Origin of the sequence: Burkholderia sp. DN3021 (assembly GCF_049805555.1) — a bacterium.
Lineage (GTDB): Bacteria > Pseudomonadota > Gammaproteobacteria > Burkholderiales > Burkholderiaceae > Burkholderia > Burkholderia pyrrocinia_C.
On the sequence record NZ_JBNCAB010000004.1, the window covers coordinates 1 to 23,456 of the forward strand.

Below are 23,456 nucleotides of genomic sequence, written 5' to 3' on the forward strand. Positions count from 1 at the left end.
TCGCTCAGCACCAGTTCCGCCTTCGGTCGTCCCATCGCCATGTTGACGTCTCCCGTTCCGTTGACGTCTACATGCTACGCGAACATAGTTCAGTTAACAACGGAACAGGACACTAGGTCGGAAGCGCCGACGTGAGCTTGACCTTCTGCATCGGAATATCGGTCTTCACGCTCAGCACGCCCGGGATGCGCGTCAGGGTTTCCATCTGGAAGCGCCGGTAGTCGTCGATATCGGCCGCGACGACACGCAGCAGGAAATCGCAGTCGCCGGCCATCAGGTGGCACTCGACGACTTCCGGCATCTGCTGAACGGCATCGGCGAAACGGTTCACGGATTCCGCGTCCTGCCCCTTCAGCCATACGCGCGTGAAGATGGTCAGCCCCTTGCCGACCTTCGCGGGATTCAGCACGGCCACGTATTTCTCGATCACGCCCGCTTCCTCGAGAAGCCGCACGCGCCGCAGGCACGGCGACGGCGACAGCCCGATCTCGTGCGCGAGTTCCACGTTCTGCATGCGGCCGTCGCGCTGGAGCGCGCTGAGGATCCGCCGGTCGATGGCATCCAGTTTCATTTGGCATCCGATTCCAAGAAATTCTCAAATCACGCGTTCAATGCCAAATTCTCCGAAATCCATGGCGACAACGCAACCCGATTCGAGTCAAAAAAGCAGACAATCCCTCCCCCGAAGGAGGAGTCATGAGCAGTAGCGTTTCAACGTCGTCCGGGCTTCGCGACAAGCCCGCCTATGTCGCCGAGATGGGTCGCGGATTGCGCGCGGCGCTGCCCGTCATGCTGGGTTTCGTGCCGTTCGCGCTGGTGCTGGGCGCGCAGGCGGCGCAAAAAGGGTTGAGCCTGTTCGAGGTACCGATGATGACGGGCCTGAACTTCGGCGGCGGGTCCGAATTCGCGGCGATCCATCTGTGGACCTCGCCGCCGCATATCGCGCTGATCGTCGCGATGTCGTTCCTCGTGAACTCGCGGCACATCCTGATGGGCGCCGCGTTCGCGCCGTACATCCGGCGCCTGCCGCGCCGCCGCGCGTTCGCGGCGCTGTTCTTCATGTGCGACGAGAGCTGGGCGATGTCGCTCGCCGATGCGCGCTCGCGCTCGGCCACGCACATCAGCGTGCCCTATTACGCGGGCATCTGCGCGGGGCTCTACCTCACGTGGATCTCGATGACCACGCTCGGCGCGGCGGTCGGCCCGACGATCGGCAACGTCGAGCAGTACGGCTTCGACATGGCGTTCACGGCCGTGTTTCTGGTGCTGCTGCGCGGGATGTGGAAGGGGATGCGCGCGAGCCGCCCGTGGTTCGTGAGCCTCGTCGTCGCGGCAGCCACGCACCTGGCCGTGCCCGGCGCGTGGTACGTCGCGGCCGGCGCGTGCGCGGGACTGATCGCCGCGCTGCGGTGGGAGCCGCGCGATGCCTGAGCTTCCGGATTTCAGCACCGTCGCGACGATCGTGCTGATGGCGTCGACGACCTACCTGTCGCGCATCCTCGGCTACGTGCTGCTGCGCAACCGCACGCTCAGCCCGCGGATGGCATCGGTAATGGAGAACGTGCCCGGCTGCGTGCTGATCTCGGTGATCGCGCCGGCCTTCGTGTCGACGCGCCCGGCCGACCTGCTCGCACTCGCGATCACGCTGCTCGCGGCGACGCGGCTGTCGATCCTGCCGACCGTCATCGTCGGCGTCGTGTCGGCGGGGCTGCTGCGGCACCTGCTCGGATAAACCGTTCCGACCCGCCGCGCACGCGGCACCTCCACCGACGAACGGGCGCGCGATGCGCCCGTTTTCACGTCCGCGCCGGCGACACGACACGACGATTCTCACGCCGGGATGCTAGCCTTGTGGCTTGCGCCACGCTGCACTTCCCTCTGATCGCCCATCTCCGCGAGGACCGCTCCGATGCAAGAAACCCGCCCGCTTTTCGACCGCGTCCTGCTGACCAACGACGACGGATTCGACGCCCCCGGCCTTGACGTGCTCGAACAGGTCGCCACGCAACTGGCGCGCGAAGTGTGGATCGTCGCGCCGGCCGAAGACCAGAGCGGCACGTCGCATTCGCTGAGCCTGCACGAGCCGCTGCGCGTGCATCGCAAGGGCGAACGCCGCTTCGCGGTGCGCGGCACGCCCGGCGATTGCGTCGCGATCGCGGTCAGCCACCTGATGAAGGACGCGCGGCCCGACGTCGTGCTGTCCGGCGTGAACCGCGGTGCGAATCTCGGCACCGAAACGGTGTTTTCCGGCACGGTCGGCGCCGCGATGACGAGCATGCTGGTCGGCGTGCCGGCCATCGCGCTGAGCCAGGCGTTCACCGATCGCAACGCGGTGCCGTGGAGTACGGCGCTCGCGCATGCGCCGGACGTCATTCGCCGGCTCGTCGCCGCCGGCTGGGACAGCGACGCGTGCCTCAACGTGAATTTCCCGGCACGCCCCGCGCAGGACGTGCGCGGGCTGAAGGTGACGAACCAGGGCGCCGGCACGCTGCAGGGCGTCGAGATCGTGTCGGGCCGCGACCCGCGCGAGATCGACTATCACTGGCTGAAGCTCGCGCGCGCGCCGCGCGACGACGACGCGGATTCGGAAACGGTCGCGCTGGGCGAAGGGTATGTGGCCGTCACGCCGCTGAAGTTCGAGCGCACGCACGACGGCGCGCTCGCGCGGCTGCGGTCGAATCTCGGCTGATCGGGTTGGCTGGGTTGGCGGCTTCGGCAGCTTCGGCGGCTTCGGCAGCTTCGGCAGCTTCGGCAGCTTCGGCAGCTTCGGCCGGGCGGCCGCTTCGGCGCTTGCGCACGACGCCTGCGCGAGGCGACCCCGTTGCCCGGTCGCATCGGCGCACAACGTCGCGTACGCGGCCGCCCGCACAGCGTCACGTCAGGTTCAATCCCCCGTCGAGCATCACGATCTCGCCCGTCACGTAATCGGACGCGACGAGCATCGCGACCGTCTGCGCGATGTCGTCCGGCGCCGCCGCGCGACGCATCGGCGCGCGTTCTCGCCAGAGCTGCTGCGCTTCGGTCCAGCCGGCGGTCAGCGGCGTATCGACCAGCCCCGGCGCGACCGCATTGACGCGAATCGCCGGCGCGAGCGTGCGCGCCAGCAGCCGCGTCGTGTGATTGAGCGCGGCCTTCGCCGCCGCATACGGAATCGACGCGCCTTTCGGCCGCACGCCCGCATGCGAGCTGACGTTCACGACGCAACCGGCCCGCCCGCGCGACGCCGCTTCGAGCAGCGCGGGCTGTGCTTCGGCGACAAGCCGGAACGGCGCGATCACGTTGATCTCGTGTATCTCGCGCCACACGTCGGGCGTCGCCGCCGCGAGGTCCTCGTGCGGAATCACGCGGCTGATCCCCGCATTGTTGACGAGCACGTCGAGCCGCCCGTGCACGGCGAGCGCGTCGCGGATCAGCCGCACGCGCTCGGCATCGTCGGCGAAATCGGCCTGCACGTAGGCCGCGCCGAGTTCGCGCGCCATCGCGCGTCCGATGTCGGCCGAACTGCGGGAATGCAGGATCACCGCATAGCCGTCCGCCGCCAGGCGGCGCGCGATGGCCGCGCCGATCCCCGACGTCGAGCCGGTGACGAGCGCGACGGGCCGATGCAGGCGCGACGCGCGCGGCTCGGCAGCGGCTTCGGTTTCAGGCTCCGTTTCGGAAATCGGGGCATGCATCGGCGGGAGCGGCGCGTCCATATCGGGGAACCCTGTCGGTGGCGTTCCCGCATCATAAGCGCGACGACGCGACCGGGATATCGATCGTCACTTCCTCGAACAGCGGCGTACCGAGGCAAAACACGCCGCCGACCGGGTTCAGCGAACAGATGCCGGGCGCGGGCAGCACGTACCACGCGGAAAGCTGGCCGCAATCGTCGTTGCCGGGAATCGGGAAGCCGGTCCGACAGGATCGCTCTCGCGTCGATACAGGCCAGCCGCACGAGCCGCGATACCAGCGAAAACAGGGGGCAGCGACGATCGTCACAACCGCTTAACCCAGCGATCGCCGGGCGCGGTGACCTGCAGCCTGCATCAGGGCATCGCCGATCGGCTCAGCGCTGCTTCGGCAGGTCGACAAAATCCTCGAGCTCGCCGGCCACGTACAGCCGCTTGCCGATTCTCGGGTATTCGCACACGTCGTGTTCGAGGCGCTGCCCGGCGACGATCAGTTCGAGCGGCACGTCGCCCGTGTTCTGCAGCGTGTGCGCTTCACCGCCGCGCGCGAAGCCCAGGAAATCGCCGGGCCCGACGTCGTAAGGGCGTTCGCCGATCGTGACCGTCCCCGTGCCGGACAGCACGTACACGCATTCTTCCTCGTACAGGTGACGGTGGTATTCGGCCGATTCGTGGCCAGGCATCAGCGTGAGCAGGTGGAAGCCGAACTGCGTGATACCGGTCAGGTCGCTGAGCGGTCTTTTGAAACGAACGGCATTGGAATTCAGCGAATGCACGGCGCGCGTCGGTTCCATCTTCGCGATATCGGCGGCCTTCAGCAATTCCCGGGGAGGGGTGATCGACATGGGGGACTCTCGTTAGCGTGACTGCATCGGTTGGACGCGCCACCCGGGGCCGGCGAACGGGCGATGCGGCGCATGGGCGCGCTCCGGCATTGTCCGACATTTCCGGCCGCGTGGAGACACGGCATCGCATGGCGACGCCGGTTCGCCGCCGCTCCGTCCCCCGCCACCCGTCAGCGCACGGGCGTGCCGCGCAGTTCGGTCAGCAGCGCCACGAGCCGATCGATGTGCGCGTCTTCCGTGCGCCACGACGACACGCTGATCCGGAACGCCGGACGCCCCTGCCACACGGTCGCGCCGAACCACACGTCGCCCGAATCCTGCGCGGCCTCGCGGATCGCGACAGTTTCCTCGTCCGTGCCGGCGCGCACCAGCACCTGGTTCAGCACGACGCGGTTCAGCACGTCGTAGCCGGCCGCACGCAGGCCGTCCGCGACACGCGATGCCTGCGCGCAATGCCGCTCGACCATCGTGGCCAGCCCGGCACGGCCGAGCGAGCGCAGCGCGGCCCACACGGGAATGCCGCGCGCACGCCGCGAGAATTCGAGGTTCAGGTTCTTCTGCGCGTCCTGCGCGCCGCTCAGGTAGACGGCATCGCTGTTCATCGCGGTCGCGAGCGCGTCCGCGTCGCGGCAGATCACCATCGCGCCGTCGTACGGCGTGTTGAGCCATTTGTGGCCGTCGGTGGTCCAGCTATCCGCGCCGTCGATGCCGTCAGTCAGCGCGCGTTTCGACGACGCGCGTGCCCACAGCCCGAACGCGCCGTCCACATGCACCCATGCGCCGGCCGCCTTCGCAGGCGGAATCAGCGCCGCGAACGGATCGAATTCGCCGGTGTTCACTTCGCCGGCCTGCAAGCAGAGGATCGTCATGTCGTCGAGCGGCGGCAACTGCGCCGGGTCGATGCGACCGTGTGCATCGACCGGCGCGACGACGAGACGCTTCAGCCCGAAGCCGAGCACGCGCAGCGCCTTCTTCACCGTGATGTGCGCAAGCTCGGAGATCACGACCTTCACCTCGGGCGCGCCGATCAGGCCGTCCTCGTCGACGTCCCAGCCCTTGCGTGCAAGCAGCGCGCGCCGCGCGGCCACCAGCGCGACGAGCGTGCACGCCGTCGCGCTCGTGCCGAAACCGACCGCGCTGCCTTCGGGCAACGCAAGCGCGTCGACGACCCAGCGCGCGGCCCGACGCTCGATCGTCGCGGCCACCGGCGAATTCGCGTACGACGACGCGCACTGATCCCACGCGAGCATCAGCCGCTCGGCCGCCGCCGCGGCCGGCAGCGCGGCGCCGATCACGAAGCCGAAGTAGTTCGGGCCGTTCGACGCGACGGTCGCGGGCGAGCCCTGCTCGTCGAGCAGGCGCAGCACGTCGTCGGCCGGGCGGCCCGTATCGGGCAGCGGCTCGTCGAAGGCGGCGAGACCGGCCAGCGCGGCTGCGTCGGGAAACGCCCGCCGTTCGTTCGTCGCCGCGAGATACGCATGCGCGCGCCGGTCGGCGTCGACCAGCAATGCAAGTTCGTCCATATCGATTGCCTCGGTGGGGATCGGTCGAATCAGAGTTGCGAGAGATCGCGGCCGAGCTGCTGCAGCGCGCCGTCGATCCGCTTGTAATACGTGAACTTGCCGACGCGGGTCGCCTGCACGAGCCCGGCATCCGCGAGGATGCGCATGTGGCGCGTGGTCGTGGCCGGCGCGATGCCGAGCTTCTCGGTGATGTACGTGCAGCACACGCCGAGTTCGTCGAAATCGCCGTGCGGCTGCGGCGGGAAATGCTTGCGCGGCTGCTTGAGCCAGCGCATCACGGCCAGACGGCTTTCGTTGGCCAGTGCGCTGATGCGGGTGACGTCGTCCATGGGGTTGGAAGGCTTTGTTTAACGTTTCGCATATTAGCTAAATGACGAAACGTGGGCAATCTGCTCGAGGTTCGATTTCAGGCTGTCGCGTCACGTTCGGGATCACGACATCGGCATTCGATGCGATCGCGGCAAAACGGCTGCCACACCCTCCCGCAGGCAGCGTGAGCAACGCGCCTTTACGCCCCCGCCAGTGCCTGCGCCAGCCGCTCGATCAACGCGCGCACGCGCCGCGGCTGCACGGCGCTGCCCGGATAGACGATCTGCAAATCGACGTCGCCCGGCGAGAACGCGCGCAGGACCTCGACGAGCGCGCCGGACGCCAGGTCCCGTTCAACGTCGACCAGCGACTTCAGCGCGACGCCATGCCCCGCGATGCACCACACACGGACGAGCGCGCCGTCATTGGCGACGCGCCGGCCGCGCACCATCACGCGCTTCAGTTCGCCATCGATGCTGAACGGCCATTCGGCATACAGGTCGGGCCCGAAACGCATCACGATGCAGTCGTGCGCCGCGAGATCGTCCGGATGCCGTGGCGTGCCGTGCGCGGCGAGATACGCTGGCGACGCGCACACCACGCGCCGTGCACGGCCGAGCGAACGGCTGCGCAGCGAACTGTCCGCCAGCGTGCCGCGGCGGATCGCGAAATCGAGCCCTTGCCCGACGAGATCGACGTAGCCGTCGCCGAGATGCAGGTCGACCGTGACGCCCGGATGCTCGGCCAGGAACGCGTCGACGACGGGCACGACGCGCTCGCGCCCGAGATCGGCCGGTGCGCTCAGGCGCACGGGCCCCGACAGCGTCTGTGCGCCTACGCGCACGCGGCTTTCGAGTTCGTCGGCCTCGGCCAGCAGGCGCCGCGCGCCGGCAACCAGCGTGCGGCCCTCGTCGGTCAGGCTGATCGCGCGCGTCGTGCGCGTGAGCAGCGCCGCGCCGTAGTGGCGCTCGAGCGCCGCCAGCCGTTCGGACACCGTGGCCGGCGACAGACCGACCTCCCGGCCCGCCGCAGCCAGCCCGCCCTTTTCCACGATGCGCAGGAACAGCGCGAGGTTATCGAGCAGCATTATTCGCCTTAGACGAAGGATATTTTCGAATTCTGCCAAATTATCTGAAATATCCGCAAGCGATACAGTGTGATTCCGCCGACGGGCGCCCGTCCGGCACGCGCCGGGCTTCGACCATTCAAAGGAAACGCACATGGAATACCGTACGCTCGGCCGCTCCGGCCTCAAGGTTCCCGTCCTGAGCTTCGGTGCCGGCACGTTCGGCGGCACCGGCCCGTTGTTCGGCGCATGGGGCAACACGGGCGTCGACGAAGCGCGCCGCCTGGTCGACATCTGCCTGGAAGCCGGCGTCAACCTGTTCGACACCGCCGACGTGTATTCGGACGGCGAATCCGAACGCGTGCTCGGCGCGGCGCTCAAGGGGCGTCGCGACCGGGTGTTGATTTCGACGAAGACGGGCCTGCCGACCGGCGATGGCCCGAACGACGCGGGCACGTCGCGCGCACGGCTTGTGCGCGCCGTCGACGCCGCATTGGGCCGCCTCGACACCGACTACATCGATCTGCTGCAGTTGCACGCGTTCGACGCGGGCACGCCGGTCGAGGAAGTGATGTCGACGCTGGACGAACTGGTGCGCGCGGGCAAGCTGCGCTACATCGGCGTATCGAATTTCGCGGGCTGGCAGATCATGAAATCGCTTGCGGCAGCCGATCGCTACGGGTGGTCGCGTTACGTGGCGAACCAGGTCTACTACTCGCTCGTCGGCCGCGACTACGAGTGGGACCTGATGCCGCTCGGCGCGGACCAGGGCCTTGGCGCGCTCGTGTGGAGCCCGCTCGGCTGGGGCCGGCTCACCGGCAAGATTCGCCGCAACGCGCCGCTGCCCGAAGGCAGTCGCCTGCATGAAACGGCCAGCTACGGGCCGCCGGTCGACGACGAGCGCCTGTACGACGTGGTCGATGCGCTCGACGCGATCGCGGAGGAAACCGGCAAGACCGTGCCGCAGATCGCGCTGAACTGGCTGCTGCAGCGGCCGACCGTGTCGTCGGTGATCATCGGCGCGCGCAACGAGGAACAACTGCGCCAGAACCTCGGCGCGGTCGGCTGGTCGCTGACCGATGCGCAGGTCGCGACGCTCGACGCGGCGAGCGCGGTGCAAGCGCCGTATCCGTACTTCCCGTATCGCCGGCAACAGGCGTTCGCGCGACTCAATCCGCCGATGCGCGGGTAAGGGGCGACGGCCGACGGACGTGGCCGTGCCGCACTACGCTGGCACGCCCGCGTCGCCGAGCCGCACGACCTTGTCGGTCGCGCCGATGGCCGAACGCCGGTGCGTGATCGCGATCACCGTGACATCGCGGGCCAACAGCCGCACATGCTCCATGATGTCGCGCTCCGTGGCTTCGTCGAGCGCGGAACTCGCGCCCACTCCTGATCGAAAGGTCCGCAAACATGAACGCCAACGACGCCGGCCTGACCGTACGCGCGGTCCGGGAAGACGACTATGACCACTGGCTGCCGCTGTGGGACGGCTACAACCGCTTCTACGGACGCTTCGGCGACACGGCACTGCCACCGGCCATCACGCAGCTCACGTGGTCGCGCTTCTTCGACGGCTACGAACCCGTACATGCTTTCGTCGCGGAGCGCGACGGCAAGCTGGTCGGGCTCGCGCATTTCCTGTATCACCGCAGCACGACGCTCGCCGGGCCGACCTGCTATCTGCAGGATCTGTTCACGCTCGACAGCGAGCGCGGCAAGGGTGTCGGCCGCGCGCTGATCGAGGCCGTGTACGACGCCGCGCGCCAGCATCGCGCCGAACGCGTGTACTGGCAGACGCACGAGACGAATCACACGGCGATGCGGCTGTACGACACCGTCGCGGAAAAATCGGGGTTCGTGGTCTACAGGAAGGTGTTGCCGCGCTGAGCACGGCGGGGCGGGTGGTCAACCCAGCGGCCGCGCCTTGATCCACGGAAACGGCGGCACTCGCGACCATTGCTTCAATGAGCCAAATGGCGAAACATGGGCAGCGCCGCCTCCGGAATTGCCCCGCACGATTGAATCCCATGCTCAATCCCGGAAACGGTCGCCTCGGCAGCCTTGGTAGCCCCGGGGCCACAAAATCTTCCTCTTCGCCAGCTCCTGTATCCCCAAGGCTACAATTTAAATATGCCATTTTGTAGCAGAAGGGCTACAATCAGAACCAATCTGGCAATTTTTGATGCCTCGGGGCTACAAATGACAACACTGGCCGATGTTGGAGAAATGCTGAGAGAAGGCCGCCGCGCGGCAGGTCTCTCACAGCAAGAGCTGGCCGAGCGCGCCGGTGTCGCGCGTACGACGCTCGCCCGCATGGAAACGCTTGCGCGAGGCGACATGAGCGTATCTGCGCTCGTTCGCCTCCTTGAAGCAGCCGGTTATGACCTGCGAGCGGTCAAGCGCGGACATGGACGCACGCTGGACGACATACTGACCGAACAACGCACGATGGGAGATTCGTGACATGCGCCTCCCCGTCTACGTCAAAGACAGACTCGTTGCTCATCTCTATCGCCAGGCGGACGACTATGCGCTGCGTTACACCGCGGACGCTACCGCCGAAGATTTTGCCAGCCTGACCATGCCCGTTCGCGAAGATCCCTGGGTCTGGCCTCGCGACTTGCATCCCTTCTTCCGGCAAAACTTGCCGGAAGGTTTTCTCTTTCAGGTGATTCGCGAAGAGTTCGGCCCCTATCTCGATGGAACAGACCTTTCGCTTCTGGCCGTCATCGGCAGCGCCGGCATCGGCCGGGTAACCGTCGCCCCAGAAGATGGCGCGCCAGGCGGTGAACTCGACCCGCTCGACCTGAAGAGCCTGCTGCACGAGGACATCACAACCGCTCGCTTTGCGGAACTTGTACGGTACTACGCTCGCGCGGCAATTTCAGGTGCCGTGCCCAAATTCCTTGCGCCTGAACTCTCGCCGACCCAGGCACAGGTAGGCAAGCAAACACTCCGCACGAGCCGACACATCATCAAGGGATCCGATGAGCAAACACCCTATCTTGGTTTCAACGAGCACTACTCGATGCAGGTGCTGGCAAAACTCGGCGTCGCCAGAGTAGCAAAGACCACGATGTCGGACGATGGCCGCGTGCTCGTCGTTGACCGGTTCGACGTCGACGAGCAAGGCAAACCGACGTTTGGCCTGGAAGACGCTTGCAGCCTGCTTGGGCTTCCTCCTCACGAGAAATACCGCCCGTCGACCGAACAGGTCCTCAACGCAACGAAGCCCTATATCAGCGCCGCCAATTGGAGACGAGAGGCCGAGCAACTCGGCTGGCAGCTCATCGCCAACTATGTTGTGCGCAACGCGGACTGCCACGCCAAGAACATCGCTCTCCTCTACTCGAACATCGATGACGTCGTCTACACGCCAGCCTACGACATTGTCACCACTGAGGCCTATCCGCGCTTTGCGAACAATCCCCCCGGCCTGAGCGTCGAAGGTCGCAAAACGTGGGCACCTGGCAAGACGCTGGAACGCTTTTTCAACACGCGTCTCGGCATTCCGCCGAAGCAATATCGCGAAATGGTCGAAGCACTGTGCGACTCCGCCGTATCAACAGGAAAAGACATCGTCGAAGCGGCGAAAAATGAAACGCGGTGGCACTGGATCGCGAAGCAGATGCTGCACGCATGGAACGAAGGCATGGGGTCGCTCCGCAGCGCCAAGCCACAAGTGGCGCTCAAAGCACTCACGCCGGTCATCGAGGCCGCCGGGTTCTCAGACGCGGACCGGGCTGATAACGCGAGAGAGGTGATTGGCCGCTCGGAATTGCTGGCAAATCACGGCAAGGAAAACTGATACCCGCGCAGATTCAGCCGACGGGAACAAGTCCGACCTCCTGCGCCTGCCTCACCCCGCCGGCCTCCCCTTGATCCACAGAAACAGCGGTACGTGCGCCCACTGCTTCAACCGATCCATCCGTATCGGCATGGTCCGGCAGCGGTTCGCATGACCGGGTTGCGCCACATCCGGCGCTTTCCGTTTCCGGCGGCGAAGTTCTACAGTTACAGAAAACAACCCGCGCCGCCGTGCCTCGTCCCCGTTCGACGATACGCCCCCGATTCCGAGGAAAGCCCATGCCGAGTATCGTCGCCGCTCCCGCCAATCTCCCCCCGAGCCCCGTCGCGGCGGAAACGCGCATGGTTCACGACGTCGCCACGCTGAAGCCGTCCGACTACCGTTCGGCGGACGGTTCGTCGTGGGTCATCTCCACCATCACGCCGGCCGCGGACAGCGGCGCGAACGTGACCGGCGCGACGTATTTCGACACCGCGAAAGGCCGGACCGTCCCGGTGCCCGACGCGCGCCGCCGTTATGCGAATCGCGGCACGTGGCAGGTCGTCGCGAGTTCGAGCCCGTCGGTGCCCGCGACCGGCCGCTACGACTGGCTGACGCTCGCGTGGCTGCCGATCAATCGGCGGCCGCTGCCGCAAACGCCCGAGCATCTGTATTCGCCGTTCATTCGCGGCGGCACGATCGTTTATCGATGGAATCCGGCGGCAGAAGGCGGCGAACAGTTCGGTAACGTGCGGATGATCTTTCCGGAATGGACGCAGCAGGTGGCGGATGCGTTGCGATCCGCGCCGCCGTCGTTGCCGGACGGCGCGTCGGCCACGCCGGCTGCGCTCGATCGCCTGAAATCAGACAGGAATCCGATGGCCGCCGTGCTCGACTTCGGCGACGCGCTGCGTGAAGAGCCGGTGGAACGGATCGTCGCGCGGCTGCCCGCCTTGCTGCAGGTGAACGACCTGCATGAACTGTCGGCCATCGTATTCCTGTGCCTGTCCGGGTCGCGCGCCGAAGACCGGCCGCGCTTCGTCGAAACGATCGACGCGGCGATCGCGGGCACCGACGACAGCGCACGCCTGCTCGCGATCGCGTATGGCGCGTTCGCGGCGGGAAGGTCCCGGCCCTATCCATTCAATGACGCCGCGCAGACGGCCCGCATCAACAACGTGTTCGGGGCGCTGAAGCGCCGCATATCGGCGCTCGGCGTACCGATTGCGGAAGGTTCGCCGTGGTACGAATTCTTCACGGCCTACAGGCTCGGCAGCGCGGCATCCGGCAACGGCCAGTGACCGCACGCATATGATCGGCGGCGCGGCAGCGGATGCCTGTTTACCGCGCCTGCGTCACCGCTTCTCCTCGTTCGGATTCGGGTAGAACGAAACCGGATCGCCGCGCAGCGTGCTCATATCCTCGATCCGCGAAAAAAAACGCCCGTGGCGAATAAATGCCGGGGCGTTTTCTGTCAATTCGACCATTTGAATCAGATCCCCCCGTGATAAATTTTCGCCCGGCCACAGAGCCATCTCAAATAACCTTAATCAATAGACCAAATCATGAAATCTGTTATCCGTCATGCCACTCTGGCACTGGTGACGATCGGCTTCCTGTCGGGCTGCGCAAGCAGCGTGACACGCGACGCAGGTAATCAGGCGGGGGCCACCGCGACTGCGTCGACGTCCAAATTCGGCACCAAGCCGGTTATCGTGAAAGTTACGCTGGACGCGGCTGCCCAGGAAGCGTTGAAAGACAATCTGAAGTTCAGCCCCAAGAAACTGCAGGAGCAAATCGAAAACGCACTGTACGCACGCAAGCTTCTGGCAAAGGCCGATTCAACCGATGCAATGCACCTGAACGTCGAAGTCACCGGCATTCGGGTGCGCTCGAGTTTCTCCGCGGTCATGTTCGGCTTCATGGCGGGCAGCGATCATGTCGACGGCACCGTGACGCTCGTCGGCACCGACAATCGTCAGGTCGACCGCTTCAAGGTGTCGGCATCGTATGCACTCGGCGGTATCGCCGGTATGGACGGGACACGCATGGACTGGCTGTACGAGAATTTCACCGAGAAGACGCTGTCGACGCTCGACCCGTCGGCCGGCGCGCAACAAGCGGACGCGGCTCACGAGAAGAAACTGTAATGTCCGCCGCCCGACGGACCGCGGATTCGCGGCCCGTCGGGCAGCAGCCGCTGCGCTCACCCAACGGCTACGATGCGGGTTGCGACCGCAACGATCTTCATCGAGCAGATTCTCCTTTGAGCATGCCCCTTGGCAACAGGCACGCGTCGCGGCTTCGATTACCGCATTCCGATCGGACATGCGCTCGTCCGTGTCTTCGTTGTATCGGCGATCGGCGTCATACACAAGGCGGCAAAAAAACGGCTGCCCTGAAGCAGCCGTAAAGGAGAGGTCTACCGTGTTCAGACGGAGACGCCGGCCAGCCACCACGCCGTCCGGTAGATCCATTGTTGACGAGCGCTCCGCATCCGGGAATCAGTCTGGTCTGATTTTCGGGCGCAAGAAGATCCACCGGCAATTCAGACAGGTCCGATAGGATTGGCGTCGGGCGGCACGTAAACTCCGACCCGCGAACCTCTCGACCTCCCCCCTCGTCCATACGATGCGCGCCGCGATCCGCGACGCGATCCGTCGTCCCCGCTTTCTCCGCGGCCTCGACATCGCGGTGCTCGCGCTGATCGTCGCGAGCGTGTTCGTCGTGATGATCGACAGCGTGCAGGAACTGCACGCGCAGTACCGGAACGCGCTGTACGCGGCCGAGTGGGCGTTCACGCTGCTGTTCACCGTCGAATATGCGATGCGGCTCTTCACGGAGCCGAAGCCCGCCGCCTATGCGCGCAGCTTCTTCGGCATCGTCGATCTCGTGTCGATCCTGCCGACCTATCTCGCGTTTTTCTTCCCCGGCCTGCATGCGCTGATCGACGTGCGCCTGCTACGGCTCCTGCGCGTATTCCGCATACTCGGGCTCGCGATCTATCTCGAGGAAGGCCAGATGCTGATCCGCGCGCTCGCGCGTGCGCGGCGCAAGATCTTCGTGTTCATCGGCGGGATGTTCGTGATCGTCGTGATCCTCGGCACGGTGATTTTTCTCGTCGAAGGCCCCGAGAACGGCATCACGGGCATTCCGGTCGGCGTGTACCGGGCCGCCGTGACGATGAGCACGACCGGTTACGGCGACCTGACGCCGCATACGCCGCTCGGCCGGCTGATCACGTCGTGCGCGATCCTGCTCGGTTACGGCATCATCGCGTTCCCGACCGGTATCATGGGCACGGAGCTCGTCGCGTCCGTGCTCGAACGCGGACGGGCGCAGCAAGCATCGTCCGGCGATGCCAGTGCGGCGGTCTGTCCGCATTGCGGCGCATGCGCATCGAAGCAACGCGACGATGCCAGCGCCACGGCAACGCAGCGTGTGCCTGACCGCCAATCATCAACGCATTCCTCATTCGATCAACGACAATGAACGCTTCCTCATGCTGAGCATCGGCCCCTTTTCCGTAAGGGTCGTGGCCGTAGCCATCGCCGCCCTGATCGCGTGGCTCGTCGCGCGCTTCGCGCAGCGCAACCGGCCCGCCGGCCAGCACAAGACATCCGCAAGCCTGCTGCTCGACGCACTGCTGATCGGTCTGATCGCCGCTCGCATCGGCTATATCGCGCGCTGGTGGCCGGACTATTTCGCGTCACCGAAATCCCTCGTCGCGCTCGGCGACGGCGGCTTTACATGGTGGATCGGCTTGCCGGTCGCGCTCGCCTATATCGGCTGGCGGTCGCGCCGCCTGCCGGGGCTGGCGCGCCCCGCGCTCGCCGGCATCGCCGCCGGCATGCTGGCTTGGGGTGCGGCGCAGGGTCTGCTGGCGACGTTCGACCGCACGGCGCCGCCGCTGTCCGCGCTACGGGTCGAGACGCTCGATGCGACGCCCGTCGCACCGAACCGCTACGCGGGCAAACCCGTCGTCGTGAACCTGTGGGCGACCTGGTGCCCGCCGTGCCAGCGCGAAATGCCGATCCTGGCGCAGGCACAACAGGATTACCCGGGCGTCAGTTTCCTGATGATCAATCAAGGCGAGGATGTGCAGACCGTGCGCGCGTTTCTTGAACGCAAAGGGCTGCGCTTCGACCACGTGCTGCTCGACCGCTCGCTCGGCGCGATGCGGACCTACGGTTCGCGCGGGCTGCCGACGACGCTGTTCTTCGATGAAAAAGGCAAACTCGTCGAGTCGCACATGGGCGAGATCACCGCCGCAAGGCTCAAGGACACGGTGAATACGCGCTTCGGTCTCTGAGGTGCGGAAACGGCTGCGCCGACGCATCGTCAGGCGTCGCAGCAATAGGCCCGGCGAACATCCCGGGGCTGCGTCGTCCGGCGCAGGCCGGCGAACGCGAAACGCGAGGCCGGCTTGCGACGCAGCGGCCGAACTGTTTCCCGCTCGACCGGCCATCATCAGGGTGTTTCACGCGCCGGCAAACACCACCGCGCAGCAATCGCGAAATCCGGGCGCCGTCCCGATCAACCCGCCGGACCGCTTCCCGCACGACCGGCCATCGCCGGGGTGTTTCATGTGCCGGCAAACGCTGACGGCGCGGCAATCGAAACCGGCCCCGTCCTCGCTCAACCCGCCTGTGCACCGATCGATCGCGCGAACTCGGCGATACCGGTCAACATGATCTGCACGCCGACGCACAGCAGCAGGAACGCACTCACGCATCGCGACCTGAAGGTGGCGCGCACGGAGATCCACAGCATGCGCGGCGCATTCGCGATGATCGGGGAAAGCGGGATATCGGATCTCTGCGCGACGCTGGAGCGACTCGCGCTCGCGGGTGACTCCGCCGCGTTCGCGAGGGGGTTCGAACGTTATCGCGAGCAGGCCGGCGATGCGCTTACGCGACGCATGGCGGCGGAGACGGCGCACGGCATCGATGCGATGCCGATGGTGGATGTGCCGGAGCATTGACATTTGGAGACGATGTGACGGCGTCCGGCCAACGCGGCAGACACAAGCGCACGTGTCTTGTCCTGATGGCTAACGTGGGCAGAACGCAATTGACCGATGCCCATTCCACCGTCGATTCGTCTACAGTGGATGCACGTTTGCGCGAATGGATGAATCGGCCTTCCCGATCATTCGCAATGCGAGGGCATGCGGATTGAAATCCTCGCGCAAACGAGCGCGGGCCGTGAGTGTAGGAGCACCCACGACCCGCTGACCACAGCCAACTTCAGCAAGGAGTCAACCATGGCTGACGCGAATCATAACGCACCGGCAGTTTTCAACGATTGTTTCGTCACGGCTCGAGCGTCCGCTCGACATCGCCGCACCATTCCGCACCTCCGGTTCGCCGACAGGGCACCGCCCGTGCTGTATCTGTGGATGAAGCTGTCCGGCCGATGGATCGAGGCAGCGGGTTTCGAGCCCGGGCAGCGCTTGCAGCTCGACGTGACGCACGGTCGGCTGGTGATCACGCCGATGATGGACGAAAGAGACGGCGCCCCTGTCGGGCAGGACGCTTTCCCGATGTCGATCCCGCAACGGGACACCGGCAGTTTTCGTTGATGGCGGGAGACGCGCAATGAATCGCAACGACTCGCATCAAGACACTGACAACGTGCCGCTCGACCCCGATTTCGACGACGCAGGGGTACTGTCGGCCAAGTCCGCGCTCGCGCTGAAACTCAACGCACTGATCGCCTCGTATGGGCTGTGCGAGGCCGAGACTGCGGCGCTCGCGGAGATGGCCCGGCCGGTGGTCACCCCGGAGCAGCGCGACAGGCTTCGGAACGTTTCGCTGGAGTTGCTGATGCAGACGCTGGTGTCGTTTGATCAGCATGTGGAAATCGTGGTGCGGCCTGCGGGGCACTCGCGGTCGGCAGGCGTTACCGTTGCGAAGTAAAGCGGGAATCGTTCGACTAAATCACCTTCAGCATGATGGCCGCAGATGCCGGGCACACACCTGCGAACTGACCGGACGATAGCAGCGGTCCAGGCACGTCACTGAGCATAATGCGCACAAAACCCTGCCGAGCAAAATAGCGCTCCGCCGTGGTCGTGCGCAACGCTACCGCTTCGACCGCGCGACTGCGGCATTCCGCCAGCAAGCGCGAAACGATCGTCTTTCCCAGTCCGCCCCCGCGCGCTTGCGCAGCGACGGCAATCGAACGGATCAGCGCGAAGTTGCCGTAGTGTTCGATACCGCCGCATGCAATGATGGTCCGGGCGTCAACGGCCACTGTGAAATTCGGCAAGTGATCCGCTACACCGGCAACAGGTAAGTCGGAGGCACGAAGCAGGGCCTCTATCGAGACCAGATCGGATGCCGCCGCAGCGCGTAGTTGCATGATGCCGATCCTCGAAAGGTGGAGTCTTTTCAGGCGGTAGTGATTCGCGAGCGCCGAGGCGCACGTGGCCGACGATCCGCTATGGACCGTCATGGGTGCCGCACCGGGGCGCGTCAGATGCTGCGCTGATTGACGCGCTTCGACAGTTCCTCCGCGCTTTCCTTCCGCTCGCTGTATCGATCCACCAGATAAGGCCCGATATCCCGCGTCAGCAGCGTGAACTTGACCAGTTCCTCCAGCACATCCACCACGCGATCGAAATAAGCCGACGGCTTCATCCGCCCTGCCTCGTCGAATTCCGCGAATGCCTTCGCCACCGACGACTGGTTCGGGATGGTCAGCATGCGCATCCAGCGTCCGAGCACGCGCATCTGGTTCACCGCATTGAACGATTGCGAGCCGCCGCTGACCTGCATGACGGCGAGCGTCTTGCCCTGGGTCGGGCGAACGGCACCCATCGACAGCGGAATCCAGTCGATCTGCGCTTTCATGATGCCGGTCATCGCGCCGTGCCGCTCCGGCGAGCACCACACCATGCCTTCCGACCATTGCACCAGTTCGCGCAATTCGACGACCTTCGGATGACTCTCGGGCGCATCGTCGGGCAGCGGCAGGCCGCTCGGATTGAACACGCGCACTTCGGCGCCCATCGCCGTGAGCAGGCGCGCGGCTTCCTCGATCAGCAGGCGGCTGAACGAACGCTCGCGCAGCGAGCCGTACAAAAGCAGGAACCGGGGCGGATGCGTCGACGGCACCGCCGGCCGCAACTGGCCGGCATCCGGCACGTGGAACGATTCGACGTCGAGTTGCGGCAGGTCATCCAGACGGTCAGACATGCGTACCCTCCGCGTGATCGCAGTGAATCGTGACGTAGTTCATGCAGATGGATTCTCCCGTTTGCTCAAGCACGTTCGTACCAGCCCTTCGACCGGTTCACAATGCGCACCACCAGCAACATGACCGGCACTTCGATCAGCACGCCGACGACGGTGGCCAGCGCCGCGCCGGAATGAAAACCGAACAGGCTGATCGCAGCCGCGACCGCCAGCTCGAAGAAATTGGACGCGCCGATCAGCGCCGACGGACACGCGATGTTGTGCTTCTCGCCCACGGCGCGATTGAGCCAGTAAGCGAGCGCCGAGTTGAAAAACACCTGGATCAGGATCGGCACCGCGAGCAACGCGATCACCAGCGGCTGCTTCAGGATCGCTTCGCCCTGGAACGCGAACAGCAGCACGAGCGTGGCCAGCAATGCGGCGATCGACCACGGGCCGATCTTGGCCATCGCGGCATCGAACGCCGCCTGCCCGTTCGCGAGCAGCCGCTTGCGCCAAAGCTGCGCGAGGATCACCGGGATCACGATATAGAGCACGACCGACGTGAGCAGCGTCGCCCACGGCACGGATATCGCCGACATCCCCAGCAGCAGGCCGACCAGCGGCGCGAACGCGATCACCATGATGCTGTCGTTCAGCGCGACCTGCGACAGCGTGAACAGCGGATCGCCGCCCGTCAGCCGGCTCCATACAAAGACCATCGCCGTGCACGGCGCGGCGGCCAGCAGGATCAGGCCTGCGATGTAGCTGTCGAGCTGATCGGCCGGCAGCATCGGCGCGAACAGATGCCGGATGAACAGCCAGCCGAGGAACGCCATCGAGAACGGCTTGACGAGCCAGTTCACGACGAGCGTGACACCGATGCCCTTCACGTGATGACGCACTTCATGCAGCGCGCCGAAGTCGACCTTGACGAGCATCGGGATGATCATCACCCAGATCAGCAATCCGACCGGCAGATTGACCTGCGCGTATTCCATCCGGCCGATCTGCTGGAACAGGCCGGGCAGCGCCTGGCCGAGCGCGACGCCGGCGACGATGCAAAGCGCCACCCAGACGGTCAGATAGCGTTCGAAGAAGTTGATGGAAGGCTTGGCGACAGCCTGCTCCGGCGGAGCGGCGTTGGACGTGTTCATTGGACGGGTATCGGCCTCGAAGTTGCCGGCGGCCGGTGAATTCGGCCGGCCGCCATGCGAACGGTCAGCTCCGGGAAATCTCGGTCAGTGCCGCCTGGAGTTCGGCGTTGCTCATGCGATCGAGCGGCAGCGCCAGCAATTGCAGCATCCGGTAGCCGATCGCCTGGCGCGCGAGTTCGAACGCGAGCCGCTTGCCTTCGTCGCCGCCCACCGCGTTCGACGGATCGGCATAACCCCAATGCACTTTGACGGGGCTGCCGGGCCAGTACGGGCACGCCTCCGCGGCCGCGCTGTCGCACACCGTGATGACGACGCGCATTTCAGGCGCGCCGTCGCCCGTGAATTCGTCCCAGCTCTTGCTGCGGTAACCGCTTACGTCGACACCGGCGTTCGTCAGCGCTTCCAGCGCGAACGGATTGAGCCGGCCACTCGGCGCACTGCCGGCGCTGTACGCGCGCACGTCCTTGCCGAGCTTCGCGGCCCAATGATTGAGCATGCCTTCCGCGAGCACGCTGCGCGCGGAGTTGTGGGTACAGAGGATCAGGACGTTCGTGGTCATGAGCGAGGTATGCGAAGGCGCTTCAGCAAGGTTGCGGGCCGGACGTCGAACACGCGGACACCGGCGAGCACGGATTGCCGCCGCAGCAGTTCTCCGTGAGATAGGCCAGCAAGCCGTTCATCGTCGCGAAGTTCGCGCCATAGATGACGAAGCGGCCTTCCTGCCGGCTCGTGACGAGCGCTGCATGGGCCAGCTCCTTCAGATGAAAGGACAACGATGAAGGCGGTACATTCAGCAGCGTGGCGATCTGCCCGGCCGGCAGACCTTGCGGTCCCGCCTGCACGAGCGTGCGGAAGACGGCGAGTCGGGATTCGTGTGCGAGTGCCGAGAGCGCGGCGATGGTCTGGTTCGTTTCCATTATTCGATAATAATCGAAATATCGAATTCCGAGAAGCCACCTCGAGATGAAGCGGCGGCCAATGAACGGGGACAAACAAAACGACTGCGCCAGCGGGCGAACCCTTCACCCGACGACAGCCCGGCCTTCAACTACGCGCCGCGCGCTTCCCGATGCACGTCCCGATGCGCTCCCCGGGCCGTCAGCATCGGGTTCGACGCACGGCTCACGGTTGCGAGAACACCATCACGCGCCCCGACACGCGCTGCAGCTTGAGCCAGCCCATATCGGCCGTGAAGCGCAGTTGCTGCAGCGGGAAGTCGAACGACGCCTTCTCGGCCGCGCTCACGACCGACTTGGCGATCCAGCGGATCAGCGCCTTCCCTTCCTCGGTCGTCACGCTGCCGTTCTGGATGCCGCCGTAGAAGTAGCGATTCCCGGCGTTGACCTCGTTCTGCAACTGCATCCAGTGACCCGGCAAGCCCGGCAGCGTCCGGAACAGGTCGGCCACCCGCTTGGTCGTCAGGCCGCGCGCCCACAGCGCACCGTTTACGTCCGGCCGAACCAGGTTGTGGCGATCCGCTTCCTGGGCCTGCCCCTTGATGTCGCCCCGCAGGGCATCGAGCTTCGACATGACGCATTCCTCATGGTGATGGGCGCGGGAAAATGGCCCCGCGCGCGCCGCTAGCACGATACGCCCGTTGCGTGAAGTCATCTCCTGTCAGGTTTGTCAGGCCGCACCGCCCCGCCGGCGCGGCCGTCACCATCCCGCTTACGCGACGGCCTTCACCGCCGCCTGCCCGCCAAAGAACGTCGCCTGCGCCGCTTCGTCCGCCCGCGCATACGCGCGGTTGACGCCGCTGATCACCGCGCGAATCGACGCGGTCGTCAGGTTCGCATCGATGCCCACACCGAACGCGCTGCCGCGCACGCCCGAACCGGCCAGTTCCGCGATCGCGATCGCCTTCGCATCGGCGCCCTGCGACAGCGCGCGTTCCTCGTAGTGCTGGATTCGCAGCGGCGTGCGCAACGCATGCATCAGCGCGTCGAGCGGGCCGTTGCCTTCACCGCGCAGCACGCGGCGCTCACCGTGCACGTCGGCGGTCAGCACGATCGTCTCGCGGCCGTCGCGCTCCGACAGTTCATGGCCGACATAGCGCAGCGGCGCGTCGCCCTCCACGTATTCCTGCTGGAACAGCGACCAGATCTGCGCGCTCGTCACCTCGTGCCCGCTGTCGTCGGTCAGGCGCTGCACGGCCGCGCTGAAGTCGACCTGCAGGCGACGCGGCAGCGCGACGCCATAACCCTGTTCGAGCAGGTACGCGATGCCGCCCTTGCCCGACTGGCTGTTCACGCGAATGATCGAATCGTACGTGCGGCCGAGATCGCTCGGATCGATCGGCAGATACGGCATTTCCCACACGGCATCGGCGCGCTGCACCGCGAAGCCCTTCTTGATCGCATCCTGGTGCGACCCGGAGAATGCGGTGAACACGAGGTCGCCGACGTACGGATGACGCGGATGGATCGGCAACTGCGTGCATTCCTCGGCGGTGCGCGCGACTTCGTTGATCTGCGAGAAATCGAGGCCCGGATCGACGCCCTGCGTGTACAGGTTCAGCGCGAGCGTCACGAGATCGACGTTGCCGGTACGCTCGCCGTTGCCGAACAGGCAGCCCTCGATCCGGTCGGCACCGGCCATCACCGCGAGCTCGGCCGCCGCGACCGCGGTGCCGCGGTCGTTGTGCGGATGCACGGACAGGATCAGCGCGTCGCGACGCGCGAGGTTGCGGTGCATCCATTCGATCTGGTCCGCATAGAAGTTCGGCGTGCCGACCTCGACAGTCGCCGGCAGGTTCACGATCGCCTTGTGCTCGGGCGTCGGCTGCCATACGTCGAACACGGCGTCGCAGACTTCCTTCGCGAAGTCGAGCTCGGTCGCCGTAAACGTTTCCGGGCTGTACTGCAGCGTGAACTGCGTGTCGGTCGCTGCATCGGCGCAGCGCTTGATCGTGCGCGCCGCATTCACCGCGAGCTGCTTCACGCCGTCGCGGTCGAGGCCGAACACGATCTTGCGGAATTCCGGCGCGGTCGCGTTGTACAGGTGCACGATCGCGCGCTTCGCGCCGCGCAGCGATTCGAAGGTGCGCTCGATCAGATCGTCGCGCGCCTGCGTCAGCACCTCGATCGTCACGTCGTCGGGAATGTGGCCGCCTTCGACCAGTTCGCGCACGAAGTTGAAGTCGGTCTCGGACGCCGACGGGAACGCCACCTCGATCTCCTTGAAACCGATCGCGACGAGCGTCTTGAACATCCGCATCTTGCGCGCCGCGTCCATCGGCTCGAACAGCGCCTGGTTGCCGTCGCGCAGGTCGGTGCTCATCCAGATCGGCGCGTGCGTGATGGTGCGCGACGGCCACGTGCGGTTCGGCAGGTTGACGGGCGTGAACGGCCGGTACTTCGTTGCAGGGTTCTTCAGCATCATGATGTTCGGTCCTCGGTCGGTTTGTCAGGAAACCGCGGCGCGGCGGCCTTCAGCAGCGGAGGCCGGCTGCGCACGCAGCGATCAAAGCGGTAAAAAAGCGGCACAACGGCAAAGCGGTACGGCGAACGACAGCCTTGACGATTGGGCGACCGGGGACGGAGCGGAGCGATACGGAGAAAAGACGAACTCAGGCGCCGGTCGACAACCGGGGCCAGGTCGGTGATACGGGGGAAATCTGGCGCTTCAGGAAAGAAGCAGATGGAAAGCGCGCAGCCGCAGACCCAGCCCGGAACAACGGGCTAGTAGTCGTAGCGAGAAGAGGGGCTGGGGGGCTTGCATGGCCGGAATCAGATCACAGGGTGGAGGGAGCTGTCAACGGGGCGCGCGTGCATCGCATGGCCACGCCGCCTGCAAAATCAGTCCCGTCCGATAGGCGGCGGCCTCGTCCGTCGATATGCTTCATGGGTGCGGCGCCGGTGAGGCCCTATTCATGTTCGGAGTGAGTCGGTCCATCCTCTTCGCCGGTCGCCGCG

The 23,456-nt window shown here is 65.7% G+C and carries 29 protein-coding genes and 3 pseudogenes; 14 read left to right on the plus strand and 18 right to left on the minus strand.

Translation table 11 applies throughout. The features are described 5' to 3' along the window. Positions 1-112 precede the first annotated feature (112 nt). Positions 113-571, minus strand: coding sequence for an Lrp/AsnC family transcriptional regulator (locus tag ACPUER_RS03260; RefSeq protein ID WP_175960269.1), 459 nt, complete (start codon positions 569-571; stop codon positions 113-115). Positions 572-696: 125 nt separating this feature from the next. On the opposite strand from ACPUER_RS03260, the gene ACPUER_RS03265 reads away from it, so the two are divergent. The 3 genes from ACPUER_RS03265 to surE all read left to right on the plus strand — a co-directional run bounded on the left by ACPUER_RS03265 (position 697) and on the right by surE (position 2,689). After that, positions 697-1,431, plus strand: coding sequence for an AzlC family ABC transporter permease (locus tag ACPUER_RS03265; RefSeq protein ID WP_072438172.1), 735 nt, complete (start codon positions 697-699; stop codon positions 1,429-1,431). Beyond that, on the plus strand, positions 1,424-1,732 hold the full coding sequence (locus ACPUER_RS03270) for an AzlD family protein (protein ID WP_175002410.1): 309 nt from the start codon (positions 1,424-1,426) through the stop codon (positions 1,730-1,732). Before ACPUER_RS03265 ends, ACPUER_RS03270 begins: the two co-directional genes overlap by 8 nt. A gap of 177 nt (positions 1,733-1,909) precedes the next feature. Then, positions 1,910-2,689: a 5'/3'-nucleotidase SurE gene (gene surE / locus ACPUER_RS03275; RefSeq protein ID WP_175960267.1), complete on the plus strand. Its 780-nt coding sequence runs from the start codon at positions 1,910-1,912 to the stop codon at positions 2,687-2,689. 184 nt (positions 2,690-2,873) lie between these two features. Here the strand turns inward: surE and ACPUER_RS03280 are convergent, their stop codons facing one another. From ACPUER_RS03280 to ACPUER_RS03305, 6 genes and pseudogenes are all read right to left on the minus strand, one after another. Further along, the gene (locus ACPUER_RS03280) at positions 2,874-3,695 is read right to left on the minus strand and encodes an SDR family NAD(P)-dependent oxidoreductase (protein WP_425130336.1); all 822 of its coding nucleotides are present in this window, start codon (positions 3,693-3,695) and stop codon (positions 2,874-2,876) included. A gap of 43 nt (positions 3,696-3,738) precedes the next feature. Beyond that, positions 3,739-3,885, minus strand: a pseudogene (locus ACPUER_RS03285) (glycoside hydrolase domain-containing protein); the annotation flags it as partial. Positions 3,886-4,048: 163 nt separating this feature from the next. Next, positions 4,049-4,516: a cupin domain-containing protein gene (locus ACPUER_RS03290; protein WP_175960263.1), complete on the minus strand. Its 468-nt coding sequence runs from the start codon at positions 4,514-4,516 to the stop codon at positions 4,049-4,051. 170 nt (positions 4,517-4,686) lie between these two features. Then, a complete protein-coding gene (locus tag ACPUER_RS03295; protein ID WP_425130337.1) occupies positions 4,687-6,039 on the minus strand; it encodes a pyridoxal phosphate-dependent decarboxylase family protein in 1,353 nt (450 codons plus the stop codon). 29 nt (positions 6,040-6,068) lie between these two features. Continuing rightward, entirely contained in the window at positions 6,069-6,368 is a 300-nt protein-coding gene (locus ACPUER_RS03300; RefSeq protein WP_034181860.1) for an ArsR/SmtB family transcription factor, read from the minus strand. A gap of 179 nt (positions 6,369-6,547) precedes the next feature. Further along, the gene (locus ACPUER_RS03305) at positions 6,548-7,435 is read right to left on the minus strand and encodes a LysR family transcriptional regulator (RefSeq protein ID WP_425130338.1); all 888 of its coding nucleotides are present in this window, start codon (positions 7,433-7,435) and stop codon (positions 6,548-6,550) included. Between the two features lie 133 nt (positions 7,436-7,568). On the opposite strand from ACPUER_RS03305, the gene ACPUER_RS03310 reads away from it, so the two are divergent. Continuing rightward, entirely contained in the window at positions 7,569-8,606 is a 1,038-nt protein-coding gene (locus tag ACPUER_RS03310; protein WP_425130339.1) for an aldo/keto reductase, read from the plus strand. Between the two features lie 33 nt (positions 8,607-8,639). Here the strand turns inward: ACPUER_RS03310 and ACPUER_RS03315 are convergent, their stop codons facing one another. Continuing rightward, the gene (locus ACPUER_RS03315) at positions 8,640-8,804 is read right to left on the minus strand and encodes a hypothetical protein (protein ID WP_208457416.1); all 165 of its coding nucleotides are present in this window, start codon (positions 8,802-8,804) and stop codon (positions 8,640-8,642) included. A gap of 23 nt (positions 8,805-8,827) precedes the next feature. On the opposite strand from ACPUER_RS03315, the gene ACPUER_RS03320 reads away from it, so the two are divergent. From ACPUER_RS03320 to ACPUER_RS03330, 3 genes are all read left to right on the plus strand, one after another. Continuing rightward, positions 8,828-9,304: a GNAT family N-acetyltransferase gene (locus tag ACPUER_RS03320; protein ID WP_310130485.1), complete on the plus strand. Its 477-nt coding sequence runs from the start codon at positions 8,828-8,830 to the stop codon at positions 9,302-9,304. 312 nt (positions 9,305-9,616) lie between these two features. Next, positions 9,617-9,880, plus strand: a complete 264-nt coding sequence (locus ACPUER_RS03325) for a helix-turn-helix domain-containing protein (protein WP_152855977.1) — start codon at positions 9,617-9,619, stop codon at positions 9,878-9,880. Position 9,881: 1 nt separating this feature from the next. Beyond that, on the plus strand, positions 9,882-11,225 hold the full coding sequence (locus tag ACPUER_RS03330; RefSeq protein ID WP_425130340.1) for a type II toxin-antitoxin system HipA family toxin: 1,344 nt from the start codon (positions 9,882-9,884) through the stop codon (positions 11,223-11,225). Between the two features lie 51 nt (positions 11,226-11,276). On the opposite strand, the pseudogene ACPUER_RS03335 reads toward ACPUER_RS03330, so the two are convergent. Continuing rightward, a pseudogene (locus ACPUER_RS03335) lies at positions 11,277-11,373 on the minus strand (class I SAM-dependent methyltransferase); the annotation flags it as partial. A 130-nt stretch (positions 11,374-11,503) separates the two neighbouring features. Between ACPUER_RS03335 and ACPUER_RS03340 the strand changes: the two are divergent. Beyond that, positions 11,504-12,505: a hypothetical protein gene (locus ACPUER_RS03340; protein ID WP_425130341.1), complete on the plus strand. Its 1,002-nt coding sequence runs from the start codon at positions 11,504-11,506 to the stop codon at positions 12,503-12,505. 54 nt (positions 12,506-12,559) lie between these two features. Here the strand turns inward: ACPUER_RS03340 and ACPUER_RS03345 are convergent, their stop codons facing one another. After that, a complete protein-coding gene (locus ACPUER_RS03345; RefSeq protein WP_175960249.1) occupies positions 12,560-12,739 on the minus strand; it encodes a hypothetical protein in 180 nt (59 codons plus the stop codon). A gap of 30 nt (positions 12,740-12,769) precedes the next feature. Here ACPUER_RS03345 and ACPUER_RS03350 point away from each other — a divergent pair, with 30 nt between their 5' ends. The 3 genes from ACPUER_RS03350 (at position 12,770) to ACPUER_RS03360 (ending at position 15,516) form a co-directional block, all read left to right on the plus strand. Then, positions 12,770-13,354, plus strand: a complete 585-nt coding sequence (locus tag ACPUER_RS03350) for a DUF4410 domain-containing protein (protein ID WP_310130476.1) — start codon at positions 12,770-12,772, stop codon at positions 13,352-13,354. A gap of 481 nt (positions 13,355-13,835) precedes the next feature. Further along, entirely contained in the window at positions 13,836-14,696 is an 861-nt protein-coding gene (locus ACPUER_RS03355; RefSeq protein ID WP_425130342.1) for an ion transporter, read from the plus strand. A gap of 10 nt (positions 14,697-14,706) precedes the next feature. Then, on the plus strand, positions 14,707-15,516 hold the full coding sequence (locus ACPUER_RS03360) for a TlpA family protein disulfide reductase (RefSeq protein WP_425130343.1): 810 nt from the start codon (positions 14,707-14,709) through the stop codon (positions 15,514-15,516). Positions 15,517-15,842: 326 nt separating this feature from the next. On the opposite strand, the pseudogene ACPUER_RS03365 reads toward ACPUER_RS03360, so the two are convergent. Beyond that, a pseudogene (locus ACPUER_RS03365) lies at positions 15,843-15,935 on the minus strand (MarC family protein); the annotation flags it as partial. Positions 15,936-15,975: 40 nt separating this feature from the next. Between ACPUER_RS03365 and ACPUER_RS03370 the strand changes: the two are divergent. The 3 genes from ACPUER_RS03370 to ACPUER_RS03380 all read left to right on the plus strand — a co-directional run bounded on the left by ACPUER_RS03370 (position 15,976) and on the right by ACPUER_RS03380 (position 17,125). After that, positions 15,976-16,188, plus strand: coding sequence for a hypothetical protein (locus ACPUER_RS03370; RefSeq protein WP_244137267.1), 213 nt, complete (start codon positions 15,976-15,978; stop codon positions 16,186-16,188). Between the two features lie 282 nt (positions 16,189-16,470). Then, a complete protein-coding gene (locus tag ACPUER_RS03375) occupies positions 16,471-16,788 on the plus strand; it encodes a SymE family type I addiction module toxin (RefSeq protein ID WP_244137266.1) in 318 nt (105 codons plus the stop codon). Between the two features lie 16 nt (positions 16,789-16,804). Next, positions 16,805-17,125: an XRE family transcriptional regulator gene (locus tag ACPUER_RS03380; protein WP_310130464.1), complete on the plus strand. Its 321-nt coding sequence runs from the start codon at positions 16,805-16,807 to the stop codon at positions 17,123-17,125. A gap of 16 nt (positions 17,126-17,141) precedes the next feature. Here the strand turns inward: ACPUER_RS03380 and arsN2 are convergent, their stop codons facing one another. The 7 genes from arsN2 to leuA all read right to left on the minus strand — a co-directional run bounded on the left by arsN2 (position 17,142) and on the right by leuA (position 22,920). Further along, on the minus strand, positions 17,142-17,570 hold the full coding sequence (gene arsN2 / locus ACPUER_RS03385; protein ID WP_425130344.1) for an arsenic resistance N-acetyltransferase ArsN2: 429 nt from the start codon (positions 17,568-17,570) through the stop codon (positions 17,142-17,144). Positions 17,571-17,683: 113 nt separating this feature from the next. After that, entirely contained in the window at positions 17,684-18,406 is a 723-nt protein-coding gene (arsH, locus tag ACPUER_RS03390) for an arsenical resistance protein ArsH (protein ID WP_425130345.1), read from the minus strand. Between the two features lie 65 nt (positions 18,407-18,471). Beyond that, positions 18,472-19,542 (minus strand): ACR3 family arsenite efflux transporter, encoded by a 1,071-nt coding sequence (arsB, locus tag ACPUER_RS03395; protein WP_425130346.1) that lies wholly within the window; start codon positions 19,540-19,542, stop codon positions 18,472-18,474. A 64-nt stretch (positions 19,543-19,606) separates the two neighbouring features. Further along, positions 19,607-20,101: an arsenate reductase ArsC gene (locus tag ACPUER_RS03400; protein ID WP_425130347.1), complete on the minus strand. Its 495-nt coding sequence runs from the start codon at positions 20,099-20,101 to the stop codon at positions 19,607-19,609. Between the two features lie 22 nt (positions 20,102-20,123). Next, positions 20,124-20,459 carry an ArsR/SmtB family transcription factor gene (locus tag ACPUER_RS03405; protein WP_072438139.1) on the minus strand — a complete coding sequence of 112 codons (336 nt, stop codon included), beginning with the start codon at positions 20,457-20,459 and terminating at the stop codon, positions 20,124-20,126. A 205-nt stretch (positions 20,460-20,664) separates the two neighbouring features. Next, positions 20,665-21,072 carry a peptide ABC transporter ATPase gene (locus ACPUER_RS03410; RefSeq protein WP_072438137.1) on the minus strand — a complete coding sequence of 136 codons (408 nt, stop codon included), beginning with the start codon at positions 21,070-21,072 and terminating at the stop codon, positions 20,665-20,667. A 138-nt stretch (positions 21,073-21,210) separates the two neighbouring features. Continuing rightward, positions 21,211-22,920, minus strand: a complete 1,710-nt coding sequence (leuA, locus tag ACPUER_RS03415; protein WP_425130433.1) for a 2-isopropylmalate synthase — start codon at positions 22,918-22,920, stop codon at positions 21,211-21,213. Positions 22,921-23,456: the final 536 nt, after the last annotated feature.